The following is a 16,131-nucleotide window of genomic DNA, read 5'->3' as shown; positions in this document are numbered from 1 at the left end:
AGGCGGTCCACGCAGACGACGCGCTTCATTTCACTGCATCACGTAACGGGCCGTGACCATGTCCGGCCTCGCACTGCGCCTTCGCGCGTCGCGGCCTTGTCACTAGCGATCTCCTCGAGAACCAGTTTAGTCGCCATTCGCTGCGACGAGGCCTGCGCCATATAGCGACACCGCTGTACGTCGCTCGTACGCCGCTTGTCCGCCACTTATGCAGGACTACCTTGCGCGCAACGAATAGACGCCGCGGGACGATTCACAACGAAGCCGTGAGGAGCGCGCCGAGCCATACGCGCAACGCCGCGATCTCCTCCTCACACACCGAATGCGGCATCGGATACGCACTCCAGTCGACGTTACACCCTCGCGCAATCGCATAGTCGCGCGCGGCCTCCCCTAACTGGATCGGCAACACGTCGTCGTGCATGCCATGCGCGGCGAAAATCGGCGTGCTGCTGTTTGCGGCACTCAGCCGGCCGTCCACAAAGCTTCGCGACGGCAGATAGCCCGACAACGCGATCAGGCCGGCAAGCGCCTCCGGGTGCGTCAGTCCTGCTAAATAGGTCATCGCCGCGCCTTGCGAAAAACCCGCGAGAAAGATGTTCGAAGTCGGAATACCGCGCTGATTCTGCGCTTCAATCAATTGCCGCACGGTCGCGCAGGACGATTCGATACCGGCTTCGTCGACCTGCCGGCTCACGTCCTGAAACGACCGGATGTCGTACCACGCGCGCATCACGTAGCCGTCGTTTGCGGTAACCGCCATTTCCGGCGCATTGGGAAACACGAAACGCACAGCGGGCGCATCCGTGAGACGGAGTTCGGGGACAAGCGGCACGAAGTCACTGGCGTCGGCGCCGAGACCGTGCATCAGGATGACGGCGAACCCGGGATTCGGCGCAGTTTCAATTTCGATGGGTGGTGGTGGCCTGTTCATGTATCGCAACTCCTCGGTGGCAGGAAACGTTCAGCTGATCGGGATCAGGACCAGCAGGATACCGCCTGCGCATCAACGATGCGCAGGGCCGGTGAATTGCCCTTGACCGATGTTGAACTTCTAATCGCAATCTTTCCCGTGGAAACATACGATTCGCTAACCTGACCGGCACTGCCTGCACCATGACTGATAAAAATAAACCGTCTACAGACCGCGAGGCTCCCGTGCCGCCAAAGACAAAAAGCAGAAAAGGTACCGCCCAGCCTGTACAAGACAAGCCCTATCACCATGGGTCGCTTCCCCACGCGCTACTGGAGGCGGCCGAGGCTGTTTTGCGCCGCGACGGTATAGGCGGCTTGACGCTGCGCGCCATCGCGCGCGAGGCGGGTGTCTCGCATACGGCGCCCCAGCACCACTTCGGCGACACGGCCGGCGTGCTCAGCGAACTTGCCGCCAGCGGCCACCGGCGGCTGGCGGCGTCCATGGCAGCCAAAGCGGAGGGCATCCCACCGGGGCCGGCGAACCGGAAGGCCACTGCACGCCACGTCACGCGCGCAGAACCATGCCGTTGGCAAAGACCTATCGCCCGCAATTCGAACCTCGGCGGCGCCGAAAGCCTCTATAGTCTTTTCCTGCAGATGATCGCCGGCGAGCGTGGGTTCAGGCGCGCGTGCAATCAATGGTACGTCGTCGTAGACGACTGCAGCTTCGTCAGCATGCCGCGGTTCAATCGGAACCAGCCCTGCGAGCTTTGCATCACGACTTCATCGCCTTGCCAGAACACGCGCTTGACGGTTATGCGCTTACCCGAGCGCTGCACAACTGGCGGACGATGGCGAAAGTCGTACAGCACCGGACCGGAATCCGTCTGCACGAGCGTGCGCATGACGGTGTCACCTGCGTTGCCGACGTCGTCGAAATGCGTGAGCATGTTGGCGGCGAAGCGATCGAAAATTTCCTTGTCGAGCATGCCCACGAAATCGTGGTCGACGCGCACGAATTGCAGGTTGCCCGAGGGCGTGACGAGCGGGCCGAACGCGTTGCTTTGCGCATGAACGCCGGTCATGCAAGAGGTGGCTGCGAACGCAGCGAGAAGCAGTCGTCTCGTGTTTGATTTCAGATTCATGGTAGCGGTCAAGGCACTTAAAGGAGTTCCACTTTGATCTATGACGTCGTGATTGCCGGCGCCGGCCCCGTAGGCCTGTTTCTCGCCTGTGAGTTGCGCCTCGCAGGCCTCTCTGTGTTAATACTGGAGCAAGCCGCAGACCCGGGCTCTCCGTTGAAACGGCTTCCGTTCGGATTGCGCGGCCTGTCGGCCCCCACCGTTCGCGTGTTGGGGTGCCGCGATCTCGTACGGCCTGGAAGCCGATGCGGAGATCGCGAAGATCATCGAGAGGAACGAGATGGCCGCACAGGTGAAGACCGCACAGCCGGTCGCGAAGAAGGTGGCAATCGCACAAGATCCTGCATGTCCACGGCGGCCAGAGCGCCGGGCACTAAGCTGAGCACTGAGCTGGGCACCAGGCTCGACCGGGAAGCGGCGGCAATACCCGGCACCACGCCACACGACCCGACGCCGCTGCTAGCCCGCGGCCGGGTCGTCACCTACGATAAAGGAGAGCACCATGCCAATCGTCACAATCCAGGTGACCCGCGAGGGCATCAAACCGGGCGTCGACTCGGTCACCGCCGAAGAAAAGGCTGAACTTATCAAGGGCATCAGCCACTTGCTGCTCGACGTGCTGAACAAGCCGCTCGAAGCGACCTTTGTGGTCATCCAGGAAGTAGAAACGGAGAACTGGGGCTGGGGCGGTCTACCGACTGACGAATATCGCAAGCAGCAAGGCTTGAAATAGCGGCGTTCGCCGAACGTGGTTCCGCGGCGTCATCGTTGAATATGAAAGGAGAAACGACAATGGAAGGCAAACCTCTGACGCACGGAATCGACCATCTCGGCTTGACGGTTCGCAATCTGAACGTCACGCGGGACTTCTTCATCGAGTGCCTGGGCTGGAGCCTGGTTGGAGAGCGCCCCAACTACCCCGCGGCCTTTGTGTCCGACGGGCACATCATGCTGACGCTCTGGCAAGTGACGAACCCGAACGGCCCGGTCGAGTTCGACCGCAAGACCAATGTCGGCCTGCACCACCTCGCGTTACGGGTGAGCAGCGAACAGGCGCTCAACGAGATTTTTGCGCGCGTTTCGCAATGGCCCGGCGTGGTGGCGGAGTTCGCGCCGGAGGATCTGGGTGAAGGACCCAAGCGGCACACCATGGTGTACGAACCCGGCGGTATCAGACTCGAGTTCGATTTCGACCCGCGCATTTAAGCGGCCAGCCACGAGAGTCAGTCCAGATAGTCAGCCCATGGTGCGTGCGACCTGTTTATCGCGCCTTGCCCGCGCCATTCCAATTGAAGCCGGAGCCAAACTGCAGCGTCGGCGCCCACTTCACGCATCCCTGGAAACTCAGCACAGCGCCGCCGACGGCGAACAGAACCGGGATCAGAAAATCGTGGTTCACCCGCGTAAATTCGAAGACGAGAACCACCGCCGTAATCGGCATCTGCATGGATGCCGCCAGAAACGCCGTCGCGCCGACCACAGCAAAAGCGCCGAGCGAAGCCCCCGGCCAGAACAGACTCCAGGCGCCGCCCAGTACGATCGCCAGCAGCGCGCCATTGGCAAGCCCCGGTGTCAACAGACCGCCTTCCGCACCCGCGCGCAGACTGCCCGCGGTAATCACCACCTTGAGCACCAGCAGCATCGCCGCGAGACTCATCGTCAGGCCACCGTCGAACGCCAGGCCCGCAGGCCCTTTGCCATTGCCGAGCAACTGCGGAAAATGCATTGCCAGCACGCCGATGATCGCGAAGTTCAACAGCGACAACACCGGCAAACGCCAATCCTTCGGCGCATCGGCACGCGCGCGCTTCGTGATCTCCGTAAACCCCCACGCCGCAACACCGAAGATCGGCCCACACACCACGGCCCACACCAGCAGCGAGGTGTCCACCGTCAACGACGGCACCAGGTATTGATGCTCATTGCCCAGACCGGCTTGCGCAACCAGCGCCGCCACCGCGGATGTCGCCACGGCCGGTACCACGGCCTTCCAGCCAAACGTACCCAGCAGAACCTCGAGCACGAACACCGCGCCGCCGAGCGGTACGTTGTAGACAGCGGCCAGACCCGCGCCCGCGCCGCACGCCACCATGATCCGGCTCTGCTCGATCGATAACCCCGCACGATGCGACAACCATCCGGCCAGCAACGATCCGATCTCACGCGGCGCTACTTCGCGCCCGAGCGGCGAGCCCAGCGCGACCGTCACGATCTGCAGCAACGCGTGCACGATCGTGCTCAGCATGGGCATGCGCGGATCGTCCGATTTGACGGCCTGGCGAATGCTCACGAGCGGCTTTCCGAAGCGATACAGCAACCACCAGCCGAGTCCGGCCACCAGTCCGCACACCGCCAGAACAAACACGCGCCGCTCCGGCTCGGCATCGGCGACACCGTCCAGAAAACTCTCGCTGCTGATGAGATGTGCCGCGCTGTAGCCGTAGGCAAGATGCTGGATACCGTGTAGCAGCAAGGCGAGCAGCATACCGCCGAGACCGGCGCCGATGCCGGTCAGCAAAGTGACGGCGGCCAACACCGACAGTGGCCGCTGCCCGCGACGAACAGGCTCCGAAGTGGTTGATTTGAATGACATGGCGCGGCAAGGCAAGCGAGATTAACAAGATAGCCATCATCATATTGCGCGCCGCAACATGAATCAAATTGATTTTTATGCTCGACTAATGCGTCGTGCGCATAGATGGGCGACATGAGGGCCATTGACCCGCGCGCATCCTCGGGCGCCCACCTGAATCCCGCGAAGGTTGCTTCCACCGACGCGCGCACCCAGCGAGTCACATCGACCGGATTTTCCTCTCCAGACGCGAAATCAACATTACAAAATACAAACACTCAATCAAACACGATTACTACAATAATTACATTAAGCCGACATTCACCATGCATTGAGATTTTCACAAGAATTCGTTCCAGGTATTAATACGGATAAACGGGGGTTCATTCATGCAAGCGCTTAACGCTCGGCGTACACTCGCTCGAAGTCCGTACCACGGGGCGTACGGGGCTGCAGAGCCACCCGTCGTGAAACACGGGTTATTGAAGACTCAGGAGAACAATCAATGAGCTGGACACGGGAACAGAGAAACGTCACGATCGCCGCCTATCTAGGCTGGACCCTGGACGCATTCGATTTCTTTCTAATGGTGTTTGTATTGAAAGATATCGCGGCGGAGTTCAATACAAAAATTCCCGAGGTCGCCTTCGGCATTATGCTGACGCTGGTGATGCGTCCGGTCGGCGCATTGATTTTCGGCTGGCTCGCCGACAAATACGGCCGTCGTCCCACGCTGATGGTCAACATCGCGTGCTTCTCGCTGCTGGAATTGCTCTCGGGCTTTTCGCCCAACCTCGCCACCCTGCTCGTGCTGCGTGCCCTGTTCGGCATCGCGATGGGCGGTGAATGGGGAGTCGGCGGCGCACTGACGATGGAAACCGTCCCGCCGAAATCGCGCGGCATCGTTTCGGGTCTTCTGCAGGCCGGTTATCCGAGCGGCTATCTGCTCGCCTCGATCGTGTTCGGGGTGTTCTATCAATACATCGGCTGGCGCGGCATGTTCTTCGTCGGCGTGCTGCCGGCGTTGCTCGTACTGTATGTGCGCGCGCACGTGCCGGAGTCGCCCGCCTTCAAGACGCTCGAGAAGAAAACGCGTCCGGGTCTGGTCGCCACCTTGAAGCAGAACATCGGGCTGTCGCTCTACTCGATCGTGTTGATGACCGCGTTCAACTTTTTCTCGCACGGCTCGCAGGATCTGTATCCGACCTTCCTGCGCGTGCAACATGGGTTCGACGCGCATACGGTGTCGTTGATCACGATCACGCTGAACATCGGCGCGATCTGCGGCGGTCTGTTCTTCGGCTATATGTCGGAGCGGATCGGCCGCAAGCGCGCGATCTTCATCGCCGCCTTGATCGCATTGCCGGTATTGCCGCTGTGGGCTTTCTCGTCCACGCCGGTGCTGCTCGCCGTCGGCGCGTTCCTGATGCAGATCTCCGTACAAGGCGCATGGGGCGTGATCCCCGTGCACCTGAACGAAATCTCGCCCGATGAAATTCGCGCGACGTTCCCGGGCCTCGTGTATCAGCTCGGCAATCTGATCGCGTCGGTAAACGGCCCGCTGCAAGCGAGTGCCGCCGAAGCGCACGGCAACAACTACGCGCTGATCATGGCCGTCGTGATCGGGATCGTGGCGGTGGTGATCGCCGCGCTGATTCCGTTTAGCCGCGAACGCCGCGGCATCGACATGACGCAGTCGGCCAAACAGGTTGCGGCACAGCTTTAAGCGTTCGAACTAAACAGCTATTTCGCCAGCGCGTTATCGGGCACAATAGCGACGACAAAGGCGGCTCGAACCGCCGCAGCACAACGCGAAAACATCGCAAACGCAAGGCCAAAACAGGTAGCTAGCAATACGAGGCCGTTCCGATTCAAATCGGAACGGCCTTTTTTATTTCCGCGCGGTTTGACGCGCCCGCGCACATCGGAAAGACGGACCTGCGTCAGGTCTTCTAGAGGAGTTAGTCCACATCGAGCCCTTGATCGCAGTCCCCATCCTTCTTTATCCTGAAAAAAACAGCTGTTTCAAATAGTCTTTTGAATCGCATGTTTGCGGGCCGGATGCCCGGCAACTGGGAGACGCAAAATGGCAGTTCGCACAACAGGCCGGCATGCCGGCGACACGAAGTCTCGCATCCTCGACGCCGCTGAAACACTCTTCATCGAATGCGGCTATGAGGCCATGTCCCTGCGCCAGATTACTTCGCGCGCCGAAGTAAATCTCGCGGCGGTCAACTATCACTTCGGCAGCAAGGAATCGCTGATTCATTCGATGCTGTCGCGCCGCCTCGACCGGCTCAACCAGGAGCGGCTCAAGCTGCTCGACCGCTTCGACGCCATGCTCGGCACGCGTCTGACCTGCGAGCACGTGCTCGGCGCGATGTTCATTCCCGCGCTGCGGCTGTCGCGCGACCCGCGCGTTGGCGGCAAGGCTTTTCTGCGCCTGCTAGGCCGCGCTTACACGGATCCGTCGGCGTTCATCCGGGACTTTCTGAATGCGCATTACGCGTCGGTGGCCGTGCGTTTTTTCGATGCGTTCCAACGTGCGCTACCGCATCTGCCGCGTGAAGAACTTGGCTGGCGTCTGCACTTCGCGATCGGCGCGCTGTCCGGCGTGTTGGCCGGCACCGATACAGACAGCCTGATCTCCGAGTTCTCGCAGGGCAAATCGATGAACGACCTGCAACTGATCGCGCGTCTCGCTTCGTTGATGGTGGCCGCCCTCAAGGCGCCGCTGCCCGACGGCACACAACTGGCCACATTCGCGGCCGTGCTGGGCGACGCCACCGAGAGCGGCCCGGAAGCTCAGTTGGAAGGCTCGAACCCTGCAGGGACGCAACAGGCATCAGGCGGATCTGAAACGTCGTCGCCGGCAGTCCCGGACGATGAACGCCGCGGTGGCAACGTAGAAGCGTGTGCGTTTCAGCCCGCGCTGCACGGCACGGCCTGAACACGAGCCCGCGCGGATGGCGCTGACACAGGCTGTCCGCGACCCGTGCATACATTCGCACGCACTATCGAAACTGGAGGAAACGTCATGCCGTGGTTCATCCTGGTGCTGGTCATTGCCGCTCTGGCGCTCGTCTATGTGCAGGCGCGCGCCGCGTGGTGGCTTGCCTTCATGATCGTCTGGGTGGCGGCCGCGCATGTCAGTGGCGCAGCGGGTGGCGTGGCGACCACGGTGCTCGCGATCGTCTTCGTTCTCCCCGCCCTCGTTCTCACGCTCAAGCCGCTGCGCCGCGCGTGGCTCACGAAGCCCGTGCTCGAGATCTTCCGCAAGATCCTGCCGGAGATGTCGCCGACCGAGCGCGACGCGATCGAAGCCGGCACTGTCTGGTGGGACGCCCAACTGTTCTCCGGGCGCCCGCATTGGGACACGCTGCTCGGCTACGGACCGGCCACGCTGAGCGCGGAAGAACAGTCGTTTCTCGACGTCGAATGCGAGCACCTGTGCGATCTGGCGAACGATTGGGAAACCACCATGGTGTGGCAGGACCTGTCGCCGAAAACCTGGCAGTACATCAAGGAACGCGGCTTTCTCGGCATGATCATTCCGAAGCAGTACGGCGGCAAACAGTTCTCCGCGTACGCGCATTCGCAGGTCATCATGAAGCTCGCCACGCGCTGCTCGGCCGCCGCCGTCTCGGTGATGGTGCCGAATTCGCTCGGGCCGGCCGAGTTGCTGATGCACTACGGCACCGAAGAGCAGAAGAACCACTATCTGCCACGCCTCGCGCGGGGCGATGAAATCCCCTGTTTCGCGTTGACGAGTCCGTACGCCGGTTCGGATGCGGCGGCGATTCCCGACGTCGGCATCGTCTGCAAGGGCAGCTTTGAAGGCCGCGAGACGCTCGGCTTTCGCGTCACATGGGACAAGCGCTACATCACGCTCGGACCGATCGCGACCGTGCTCGGTCTCGCGTTCCGCGCCCTCGATCCGGACCATCTGCTCGGCCCGGATGACGAACCCGGCATCACCTGCGCGCTGATTCCGACCGACCATCCGGGCGTCAATATCGGCCGCCGTCACTGGCCGCTGAACGCGGTATTCCAGAACGGTCCGAATTCGGGCAAAGACGTCTTCATTCCGCTCGGCTGGGTGATCGGCGGCCGCGCGCAGGTCGGCAACGGCTGGCGCATGCTGATGGAATGTCTCGCGGCGGGCCGCGCGATTTCACTGCCGTCGTCGAATGTCGGGATGGCGAAGATCGCCGTGCGCGGCACCGGTGCCTATGCGGCGATTCGCCGTCAGTTCCGCACTGCCGTCGGCAAGTTCGAGGGCGTGCAGGAAGCGCTCGGCCGCATGGGCGGCAACCTCTATGTGATGGATGCCGCGCGCCGTTTGTCCGCGCATGCGGTGGACCTTGGCGAGAAACCGTCGGTGATTTCGGCGATCGCGAAGTATCACATCACCGAACGCGCCCGCATGGTCATCAACGACGGTATGGACGTCGCCGCCGGCAAGGGCATTTGCATGGGGCCGTCGAACTTTCTCGCGCGCGCCTATCAGCAGGTGCCGATCGCGATCACCGTGGAAGGCGCGAACATTCTCACGCGCTGCCTGATCATCTTCGGCCAGGGTGCGATTCGCTGTCATCCGTATGTGCTGAAGGAAATGGCGGCCACGCGCGACACGGATCACGCCCGCGCGCTGCGCGATTTCGATGCGGCCTTTTTCGGTCACGTCAGCTTCACGCTCTCCAACGTGGTGCGCAGTTTCGTGTACGGCATCACGGGCGGTGCGTTCATCGCCAAGCCGCGCCTGGCCCATGCGCCGCTGCTGCCGTACTACCGCGCGGCGACCCGCCTCTCGACTGCGTTCGCGTTGCTCGCCGACGTCTCCATGTTCGTGCTCGGCGGCGATCTGAAACGGCGTGAACGCCTTTCCGGGCGTCTGGGCGACGTGCTCTCGCAGCTCTACCTGATCTCCGCGACGCTCAAGCGTTTCGAAGACGAAGGCCGCCAGGAAAAAGATTTGCCGCTGCTGCGCTGGGGTGTCGAAGATTCGCTGTACAAGGCGCAACACGCGCTCGACGGCGTGCTCGCGAATTACCCGAATCGCCTCGCCGCGAGTCTCGTGCGGGTGCTGGCCTTCCCGTTCGGCCTGCCGTACCGCGAGCCGTCCGATCGCCTCGGCACCGAGATCGCGGAACTGATGCAAACGCCGGGCGCTGCGCGCGAGCGCCTCGTGTCCGACTCGTATGTGCCGCATCCGGATGTCGATGCGCTCGGCTACGGCGAGCTCGTGTTCGAGCTGAATCCGCGCTTCACGCAAATCGAGCAGAAGCTGCGCGAAGCGGTCAGGCAAGGCCTGCTCGAACCGATGCCTCAGAGCCTGCCGCAATTGGCTGCGTGGACCGAAGCGGCCCAGCAGAAAGGCCTGATCGACGCCGACGAGCGCCGCGTGCTCGACGACTATGCGCGCTATGGCGCGGAGGTCGTGAAAGTCGACGACTTCCCGGCCGACTTCGACATGCTCGCCAACCTGCAACAGCGCAAGGACGCGCTCGAAAAAGCGCTGGAACTCGCGGCCTGAGCACCTTAAAAAAACATCCAGGCGGGGCGTCCCCAGAGGCCCCAAACTGGGTGCACACTGACACACGTCCGATCCCCCAATGGGACTTTCTTCAGGGCGCGGGACTTTCTCCGGACGTGGCCAGCGGAGCAACGACAATATGAACGACTCTTACCTGAACTTCGTCAATTCGCCGTTCGGTGCGCGCCTCGCGCGCTCGCTAGGCTTACCGAAGCCCGAGGTACTGCGCCGCTATCGCGCCGACCGGCCCGAGTTCGACGGCCTGATCGCGATCGGCGCGGGTCGCGAGCCGCATCTGCTCGACGCGCTCGCGAATCTCGTCAACAGCATCGGCGTGACCAGCGTGGCGCACGAAAGCGCCGGGTTATGGGTACCACTCGCGAATCGCCATGGTCTGATGACGGGCCGTTTCGAACCGGCCGAATCCGGTTCGCACGGCAAGCTCACGGCGCTGCTGTTCGATGCGAGCGGTATCGAGGACAGCAGCCAGCTCGAACCGCTGCACGGCTTCTTCCACGACACGTTGCGCTCGCTCGGCAAGTGCGGCCGCATCATCGTGCTGGGGCGTCCGCCGGAAACCTGTGCAAGCCCGCGCCAATGGACCGCGCAGCGCGCGCTCGAAGGCCTCGCGCGTTCGCTCGGCAAGGAAGCGCGACGCGGCATTACCGCGAATCTCGTCTACGTGGAGCGAGGTGCCGAGAACGGCATCGAGGCGACGTTGCGATTTTTTCTATCGCCGCGCTCCGCGTATGTGTCGGGCCAGGTGGTGCGCATCGGCCTGCACGGCGGTGCCGACGCGTTGCCGGCGTTCGACTGGAACCAGCCGCTCGCGGGCAGGCGGGCCGTGGTCACCGGCGCGGCGCGCGGCATCGGCGCGTCGATTGCGAGCGTGCTCGCCGCTGAAGGCGCGCACGTCATCGGCATCGACGTTCCGTCAGCGCGCGACGCACTCGATGCGACGATGCGCCAGTTGAACGGCACCGCCCTCGCCTTCGACATCGCCGCGCCCGAGGCGCCCGCGCAGATCGCCGCGGCGCTCGACGAACAGGGCGTGGATATCGTCGTGCACAACGCGGGCATCACCAGGGACAAAACCATCGCGAAGATGACCGACGCCGCGTGGCAAAGCGTGATCGACATCAACCTGTCCGCGCAGGAACGGATCGACGACGGGCTGCTCGCAGCCGGTATTCTGCGCGACGGCGGCCGCATCATCGGCGTGTCGTCGATCAGCGGCATTGCCGGCAATCTCGGCCAGACCAATTACGCGACGTCGAAAGCCGGCGTGATCGGCCGGGTGCAAAGCATGGCGCCGCATCTGCGGGCACGCGGCATCACCATCAACGCGGTCGCGCCCGGCTTCATCGAAACGCAGATGACCGCGAAGATTCCGCTGACCATCCGCGAAGCCGGCCGCCGGATGAATTCGATGAGCCAGGGCGGCCAGCCGGTGGATGTCGCGCAGACCATCGCGTGGCTCGCGCATCCGGGAGCGGCGGGCGTGAGCGGCCAGGTGGTGCGCGTGTGCGGACAAAGCCTGATTGGAGCGTGAACATGGGCGAGCCGGGTGAGCCGTTCCGCAGTGGCCACGCAGCGAGCGTGGCCCGTCCGAAGACCGTCGTCATCGAGCAGCTGCCCGCGCCCGCGAAGCTGTACGCGCGCGCGTTGTCCGGCATCGTCAAACGCGGGCGCGATACGCATTTGCCGGCATTGCGGCTGGTGCGCCCGGCCGTGGTGCTGGACGCCGGACCGATCTGGCGTTACTCGCGGGTCTGCGGCTTCATTCCCGAACACGGCGTGCCGCTCACCTATCCGCATCTGCTCGCCTTCCCGCTGCATCTGCTGATGCTGACCGACCCGGCGTTTCCGTGGCCGGCGCTCGGCCTCGTGCATCTGGCGAACCATGTGCGGTTGCGTCGTCCGCTCGCCTGCAAGGACCTGTTGCGCGTCGAGGTGGAGTTCGGCGCGCTGCTGCGGCACGACAAGGGTCAGGCGTTCGTGCTGCATACCCGCATGTACCGCCGCGGCGAAGCGGTCTGGGACGGCGACAGCGTGTATCTGAAACGCGGCGTGCCGGCGAGCGGCAGTCCGCTCGATCCGCTGGAACTCGGGCACGACCCGCTGCAACGCATTGCGCGCTGGCAGTTGCCGCCGCAACTGGGCCGCGACTACGCGCGCGTGTCCGGCGACTACAACCCGATTCACCTGAGCACGCTATCCGCGAAGGCGTTCGGCTTTCCGCGCGCCATTGCGCACGGCATGTGGACGCTGGCGCGCGCCGCCGCCGCGCAGCAACCGCCGAAGCCGCTCGCCGAGGCCACACTGTCCGCCGAATTCAAGCTGCCGATGTTGCTGCCGGGCGAAGCGTCGCTGTGGAGCGCGTCGCCTTCGCTGATCGAGCGCGATCTCGAGGTACGCGATATCACCGGGGAAAAACCGCATTTGCGCGGGCGCATGCAGTGGAAGCTGCTGTGAGCGCAAATCAACAACGATGAACGACCCAAAGGAGCCGAGCATGTCCAACCCGCTGCCCGCCGTGCGCCGCGTCGCCATTATCGGCGGCAACCGGATTCCGTTTGCCCGCTCGAACACCGCCTACGCGACCGCGTCGAACCAGGACATGCTGACCTTCACGCTGCAAGGCCTGATCGACCGGTACAACCTGCACGGCGAACGCCTCGGCGAAGTGGCGGCCGGCGCCGTCATCAAGCATTCGCGTGATTTCAACCTGACGCGCGAAGCCGTGCTGTCCACCACGCTCGCGAAGGAAACGCCCGCCTACGATGTGCAGCAGGCCTGCGGCACCGGTTTGGAAGCGGCCATTCTGGTCGCCAACAAGATCGCGCTCGGGCAGATCGAAGTGGGCATCGCGGGCGGCGTCGATACGACATCCGATGCGCCGATCGGCGTCAACGAGCGCATGCGCAAGATCCTGCTCGAAGCGAATCGCGGCAAGAGCACCGGCCAACGTGTCGGCGCGCTGGCCAAACTGCGGCCCGGCATGTTTTTCAAACCGCTGCTGCCGCGCAACGGCGAACCGCGCACCGGGCTGTCGATGGGCGAGCATTGCGAACTGATGGCCAAGCGCTGGAACATTTCGCGCGAAGCGCAGGACGTGCTTGCCTACGACAGTCACCGCAAGCTCACCGACGCGTATGCGCGCGGCTTCGTCAACGATCTGATGACGCCCTACCGTGGCCTCGCGCGTGACAATAATCTGCGCTCCGACCTGACGCTCGAAAAGCTCGCCGGTCTGAAGCCGGTATTCGATCGCGACGCGGGCACGCTGACCGCGGGTAATTCGACGCCGCTGACGGACGGCGCTTCCGCCGTCTTGCTCGCGAGCGATGCCTGGGCGGCCCAGCACGGCTTGCCGGTGCTGGCCTATCTGAGCTGGTCCGAAACCGCCGCCGTCGACTTTTTCGACAAGAAAGAAGGCCTGCTGATGGCGCCCGCCTACGCCGTGCCGCGCATGCTGGCCCGCGCGGGGCTCAGCTTGCAGGACTTCGATCTCTACGAAATTCACGAAGCCTTCGCCGCGCAAGTGTTGTGCACGCTCGCGGCATGGCAGGATGACGAGTATTGCCGGACGCAACTCGGTTTGCCTCAGCCACTCGGCGCGCTCGATCGGGCAAAATTGAATGTGAATGGCAGCTCGCTCGCCACCGGCCATCCGTTTGCCGCCACGGGCGGCCGCATCGTCGCCGGACTCGCGAAAATGCTCGCGCAACTCGACAAACCGGCCGGCACGGCGCGCGGGCTGATCTCGATCTGCGCGGCGGGCGGCCAGGGCGTGGTGGCGATTCTGGAACGCTGACCGGCTGCAAGACCAGCACACAACCATACGAAGCCACGGCTTCAGGAGATGACCCATGACCCAGCCCACGCAAGCCCCGCTCCCGGCCGCCGCCGTGTCCACACCGCTCGCGAATGCAGCGGGCGAGGCGCCCGCTCAGGTGCCTGGTCAAGCGCCTGGTCAGGCTGTGACTCAAACGCCGAGGACCGACGGCATCTGGTACGCGTCCTATCCGGCCGACGTACCGCACGAAATCGACGTCAAGCAGTACGAGTCGCTCGTGCAGTTCTTCGACGAATGCATCGCGCAGTTTCGCGAGCGCGTCGCGTATGTGAGTGTCGGCGCGAATCTGACGTATGGCGAACTCGGCCGCAAAGCGACCGCATTTGCCGCGTATCTGCAAAGCATCGGCGTGAAGCCCGGCGAGCGCGTCGCGATCATGCTGCCGAACACGTTCCAGTATCCCGTGTCGCTGTTTGGCGTGCTGAAAGCGGGCGGCGTGGTGGTCAACGTGAATCCGCTCTATACGGTGCGCGAACTCGCACATCAACTGAAGGACAGCGGCGCGCAAACCATCATCGTGTTCGAGAACTTCGCGAAGACCGTTGAAGATGCGTTGCCGGGCACCAAGGTGCAGAACGTCATCGTGACCGGGCTCGGCGATCTGCTGGCCGACGGCCTGAATCTGAAGGGACGTCTGCTCAATTTCATGCTGCGCCATGTGAAGAAGATGGTGCCGCCATACAACCTGCCGAAAGCCGTGCCGCTGCTCGGAGCGCTCTCGATCGGCTACACGCGGCCCTTGACGCCGGTGCGCCCCACTCACCAGGACATTGCCTTCCTGCAATACACCGGCGGCACCACCGGCGTCGCCAAAGGCGCGATGCTCACGCACCGGAACATCATCGCCAACCTGTTGCAGGCGAAGGCGTGGTCGCAGGGGCAACTGAGCGGCGACATCGAAACGGTGCTCACGCCGCTGCCGCTGTACCACATCTATTCGCTGACCGTGAACGCGCTGATCTTCATGGGACTTGGCGGACGCAACATCCTGATCGCCAATCCGCGCGACATGAAGCGCGTGATGATGATCATCCGGCACGAGAAATTCACCGGCATGACGGCGGTGAACACGCTCTACAACGCGTTCCTCGACAACGAGGAATTCTGCAAGCGCGACTTCTCCGACCTGAAGCTCGCGATGGCGGGTGGCATGGCCACGCAGAAGTCGGTCGCGGACCGGTTCAAGGCGGTCACCGGCAAACCGATCATCGAAGGCTATGGGCTGACCGAGTGCTCGCCGATCGTGTCGATGAATCCGGTGGACCTGACCAATCTGCGCGACTTCGAAGGCTCGATCGGTTTGCCCGCGCCGTCCACGCAAGTGCGCTTCAGGAAAGACGATGGCACGTGGGCCAACATCGGTGAAGCCGGCGAACTGTGCGTGAAGGGTCCGCAGGTGATGAAAGGCTACTGGAATCGTCCGGAGGAAACCGCCAAGGTGATCGACGACGATGGCTGGCTCGCCACCGGCGATATCGGCGTGATGGATTCGCGTGGCTTCATCCGTCTGATCGATCGCAAGAAGGACATGATTCTGGTGTCGGGCTTCAACGTCTATCCGAACGAAGTCGAAGACGTGATCGCGGCGTTGCCGGACGTGCGCGAAGTCGCCGCAATCGGAGTGCCCGACGCGGCGCAAGGCGAACGGGTGAAAGTATTCATCGTCAAGCGCAATCCGTCGCTGACTGCCGAACAGGTGATCGCCCACTGCCGCAAGAACCTCACGGGGTATAAGGTGCCGAAGCTCGTCGAGTTCCGCGATGAGTTGCCGCAAACCAACGTCGGCAAGATTCTGCGCCGCGCGCTGCGTGACGAGGAACTCGCGAAGCAAAAATCTGCCTGACAGGCAGGGCGCTCGGCACCATGCCTTGCGCCATCCTTTCGGAGAGCTTCATGAAGCACAGCATGTCCGCACGCTTACGCCGCTTGTGCCGATTGGGCGGCTTGTGCCGCTTTGGCCGATTGGGCCGCTTGTGCCGCTTGGGCGGATCGGAGTATTTGAGCCGCTCACCCCGCTCGAGTGGCTCGGACCGCTCGCCGGCCTTCCTGCGCCTCACCCGTTGTTCGCCGGAGACTGCACCGCTGAGCGCGTCCCTGACTACGTCCG

The 16,131-nt window shown here is 63.2% G+C and carries 13 protein-coding genes and 2 pseudogenes; 11 read left to right on the top strand and 4 right to left on the bottom strand.

Features of this window, described 5'->3' with window-relative positions; translation table 11 throughout:
• Nucleotides 1–253: 253 nt before the first annotated feature.
• Nucleotides 254–934, bottom strand: coding sequence for an alpha/beta hydrolase (locus QOC89_RS07565; protein ID WP_323044459.1), 681 nt, complete (start codon nt 932–934; stop codon nt 254–256).
• A 182-nt stretch (nt 935–1,116) separates the two neighbouring features.
• On the opposite strand from QOC89_RS07565, the pseudogene QOC89_RS07560 reads away from it, so the two are divergent.
• Nucleotides 1,117–1,320 (top strand): annotated as a pseudogene (locus QOC89_RS07560) (TetR/AcrR family transcriptional regulator); the annotation flags it as partial.
• Here QOC89_RS07560 and QOC89_RS07555 read toward each other — a convergent pair.
• Both QOC89_RS07555 and QOC89_RS07550 read right to left on the bottom strand, forming a co-directional pair.
• On the bottom strand, nt 1,243–1,614 hold the full coding sequence (locus tag QOC89_RS07555; RefSeq protein ID WP_323044458.1) for a hypothetical protein: 372 nt from the start codon (nt 1,612–1,614) through the stop codon (nt 1,243–1,245). The pseudogene QOC89_RS07560 and the gene QOC89_RS07555 overlap by 78 nt on opposite strands.
• Entirely contained in the window at nt 1,611–2,000 is a 390-nt protein-coding gene (locus QOC89_RS07550; protein ID WP_323044457.1) for a hypothetical protein, read from the bottom strand. The genes QOC89_RS07555 and QOC89_RS07550 overlap by 4 nt, the downstream gene beginning before the upstream one ends.
• A gap of 93 nt (nt 2,001–2,093) precedes the next feature.
• On the opposite strand from QOC89_RS07550, the pseudogene QOC89_RS07545 reads away from it, so the two are divergent.
• From QOC89_RS07545 to QOC89_RS07535, 3 genes and pseudogenes are all read left to right on the top strand, one after another.
• Nucleotides 2,094–2,288: pseudogene (locus QOC89_RS07545) on the top strand (FAD-dependent oxidoreductase); the annotation flags it as partial.
• A 271-nt stretch (nt 2,289–2,559) separates the two neighbouring features.
• Nucleotides 2,560–2,790: a 4-oxalocrotonate tautomerase family protein gene (locus tag QOC89_RS07540; RefSeq protein WP_323044456.1), complete on the top strand. Its 231-nt coding sequence runs from the start codon at nt 2,560–2,562 to the stop codon at nt 2,788–2,790.
• A 59-nt stretch (nt 2,791–2,849) separates the two neighbouring features.
• A complete protein-coding gene (locus QOC89_RS07535) occupies nt 2,850–3,263 on the top strand; it encodes a VOC family protein (protein ID WP_323044455.1) in 414 nt (137 codons plus the stop codon).
• A gap of 55 nt (nt 3,264–3,318) precedes the next feature.
• Here the strand turns inward: QOC89_RS07535 and QOC89_RS07530 are convergent, their stop codons facing one another.
• Nucleotides 3,319–4,650, bottom strand: a complete 1,332-nt coding sequence (locus tag QOC89_RS07530) for a chloride channel protein (RefSeq protein ID WP_323044454.1) — start codon at nt 4,648–4,650, stop codon at nt 3,319–3,321.
• 484 nt (nt 4,651–5,134) lie between these two features.
• Between QOC89_RS07530 and QOC89_RS07525 the strand changes: the two genes are divergently transcribed.
• From QOC89_RS07525 to QOC89_RS07495, 7 genes are all read left to right on the top strand, one after another.
• On the top strand, nt 5,135–6,355 hold the full coding sequence (locus tag QOC89_RS07525; protein ID WP_323044453.1) for an MFS transporter: 1,221 nt from the start codon (nt 5,135–5,137) through the stop codon (nt 6,353–6,355).
• 360 nt (nt 6,356–6,715) lie between these two features.
• The gene (locus QOC89_RS07520) at nt 6,716–7,579 is read left to right on the top strand and encodes a TetR/AcrR family transcriptional regulator (protein ID WP_323044452.1); all 864 of its coding nucleotides are present in this window, start codon (nt 6,716–6,718) and stop codon (nt 7,577–7,579) included.
• 87 nt (nt 7,580–7,666) lie between these two features.
• Nucleotides 7,667–10,165, top strand: coding sequence for an acyl-CoA dehydrogenase (locus QOC89_RS07515; RefSeq protein WP_323044451.1), 2,499 nt, complete (start codon nt 7,667–7,669; stop codon nt 10,163–10,165).
• A 139-nt stretch (nt 10,166–10,304) separates the two neighbouring features.
• Complete coding sequence (locus QOC89_RS07510) at nt 10,305–11,717, top strand: 3-oxoacyl-ACP reductase (RefSeq protein ID WP_323044450.1); 1,413 nt, start codon at nt 10,305–10,307, stop codon at nt 11,715–11,717.
• A 2-nt stretch (nt 11,718–11,719) separates the two neighbouring features.
• Nucleotides 11,720–12,640 (top strand): MaoC family dehydratase, encoded by a 921-nt coding sequence (locus QOC89_RS07505; RefSeq protein WP_323044449.1) that lies wholly within the window; start codon nt 11,720–11,722, stop codon nt 12,638–12,640.
• 40 nt (nt 12,641–12,680) lie between these two features.
• Nucleotides 12,681–13,982 carry an acetyl-CoA C-acetyltransferase gene (locus QOC89_RS07500; protein WP_323044448.1) on the top strand — a complete coding sequence of 434 codons (1,302 nt, stop codon included), beginning with the start codon at nt 12,681–12,683 and terminating at the stop codon, nt 13,980–13,982.
• A gap of 55 nt (nt 13,983–14,037) precedes the next feature.
• A complete protein-coding gene (locus QOC89_RS07495) occupies nt 14,038–15,867 on the top strand; it encodes an AMP-binding protein (protein WP_323044447.1) in 1,830 nt (609 codons plus the stop codon).
• The last annotated feature ends 264 nt before the right edge of the window (nt 15,868–16,131 follow it).

It is taken from the genome of Paraburkholderia sp., assembly GCF_034668105.1.
Taxonomy (GTDB): Bacteria; Pseudomonadota; Gammaproteobacteria; order Burkholderiales; family Burkholderiaceae; genus Paraburkholderia.
Note: the sequence above shows the minus strand (reverse complement) of the source record. Positions and strands in the feature narration are given on the sequence as shown.